Source organism: Rhodococcus sp. (in: high G+C Gram-positive bacteria), assembly GCF_049299235.1.
Taxonomy (GTDB): domain Bacteria; phylum Actinomycetota; class Actinomycetes; order Mycobacteriales; family Mycobacteriaceae; genus Rhodococcus.
This window is the reverse complement of the sequence record NZ_JBAQXC010000265.1, coordinates 1-2,121: the sequence shown is the minus strand read 5'-3', so window position 1 is coordinate 2,121 and position 2,121 is coordinate 1. Positions and strand designations below refer to the sequence as shown.

At 72.8% G+C, this 2,121-nt stretch carries 2 protein-coding genes; both read right to left on the bottom strand.

Translation table 11 applies throughout. The features are described 5' to 3' along the window. On the bottom strand, positions 1-1,126 hold a 1,126-nt coding region (gene mycP, locus WAX14_RS15605; protein WP_422628961.1), incomplete at its 3' end, for a type VII secretion-associated serine protease mycosin. Between the two features lies 1 nt (position 1,127). After that, on the bottom strand, positions 1,128-2,121 hold a 994-nt coding region (gene eccD, locus WAX14_RS15600), incomplete at its 5' end, for a type VII secretion integral membrane protein EccD (protein WP_422628960.1).

Sequence of the window (2,121 nt, the reverse complement as noted above, 5' to 3'; positions counted from 1 at the left end):
CGGCCGGGGCGTGCGCGGTCGCCTCGATGCGCGCCATCACGGCGCGGGCGTCGAGTTCGGGATGACGGGCACGGACCAGGGCGACCGTCGCCGCGACCAGCGGCGCCGCGAAACTCGTGCCGGTGATCGGCTGCGGTCCGTCCTGTCCCTGGTAGGCATCGGCGAGTCCGTCGGAGGTGGGATGCAGCGACACCACACCGCTGCCCGGTGCGGCGACATCCACCCACGGCCCCGGCAGACTGTACGGCGACGGAGAACCGTCGTCCTCGACCGCCGCGACGGTGAGCACATAGTCGTCGTACCACGCCGGTGACGCGATCGTGGCGACCGCGGACCACGGATCGCCGCCCGGAGTCAGCGGATCGACACTGCCGGGATTCGACGATCGGCACAGGTCACCGGTGTTGCCCGCCGCCGCGACCACCACAGCATTGTGGACGTCGGTTGCGTACTGGACCGCGGCGCCGAGCGCACGGTCGTCGAGGCCGTCCGCGGCCGCCACGCACGCGACCTCCGAGATGTTGATGACGGTCGCGCCCAGGTCTGCCGCGGTGCGCACCGCAGCTGCCAGGGTCCGGACGTCCCCGTATCCGGGAGAGTTGCGTGCGGTCTCGTCGTCGGGGCGGTGGCTGCGGTCGGCGAAGTTCCGGCTGGACTGGCGGATCGCGATCACCTCGACATCGGGTGCGCCCCCGGCGAATCCCGACCCCGGCACCGGCTTCGCCGCGATGAGTCCTGCGACAAGGGTGCCGTGCGCGTCGCAATCGTCGGTGCCGTCACCGGCCCCGACATAGTCGCCGCCCGGGGCCAGGTTCGGCAACCGGGGGTGCCGCGACACACCGGTGTCGATGACGGCGACCTTCTGTCCGGCGCCGCGGGTGAGCGGCCAGACGGAGGCGAAGTCCAGAATGCGCTGGGACGCCGGGGGCTGCGGGCCGTCGGCGACCTCGCGTACCTGCGTGCACAAGGTGCGTTGCTCGGTCGGCTCCGGCGGTGCCGGCGTACCGGCCGGGGGCAACGCGCCGGGTTCGATGCCGGGCGGCACCGCATGTGCGGGTGCGACTGCCCCGGTGAGTACACCGGCCGCGACGACAGCGATGCTCACGGACCGGGCGCGGGCCCGCACGTCAGATTCCGCGCACGGCGGAGTAGAGCCCGAGAACCCAGCAGGCGAGCGGCACGATCGTCGCCACGACTGCGTACTCGACGATTTCCGCGATGCGGCGCTGCACCGGTGTGAACGTGCGCCGCGGTGCGACAACCCCGAAGACCAGGGCGCCGACGAGCAGCACGCTTGCGGCGGAGAACAGCGCGACGGGCGGCGCGGCGTCGGTGACCGCGGCACCGGCGAGCAGACCGACCAGGATGACACCTCCACCGAGTACCAGCGGCGCGGCCGTCTGCGCTCCCGCGTGCGTGCGACCGCGGAACATCAACGTGATCGCGGCGGCGCACGCGAGCGCGACACCCGGCCACGAAATTCCGTCACCGGCCCGGGGGATCGCCGCACACCAGGCCCCCGCCGCGGTCACCACGACGACGGCGTGGACGAGACCGGTGAGGTACGACCTGGCCGAGGCCGCGCCTGCTTCGAGTTCGTCGAACGTCGGTGCCGGATTCGCGTCGTCGGGATCCATGACCACCGGATCGAGGGAAGTACCCGGTGCAGGCACCGGGGGCAACGGAAGCCGCGCCAGCATCATCGCGATACGCGGCGCGAACGTCGCGGTGAGCAGCCCGGCGAGGACGAGACCGGCACCGACCGCGGCCACCGGAACGGGCAGGCACACCGCCACCGTCACGGCGACCGCGGAGATCGCGGCGACCGTCGCGACAGCGGTGAACGTCGCGGTCCCGACGGCGGCGACACGAAGAACCACCACGGCGACCGCACCGGTCAGGACCGACCCGAGCAGCACGTGCGGGAGGCCGTAGTCGCCCGGTACGAGGAGCAACCCGGTCGTGAACGCCGCCGGCGTCGCACACACCGACAGGAGCAGTGCCGTGCCGCGGTCGTGGTAGCCGCGATGCAGGACGGCGGCTGCGACGACGAGGAGCACCGCGAGGGTCGCCGTCGCCGCACCGGCGATCGCGCGGACGTTCCCGGCGGGCGTCTGCAGC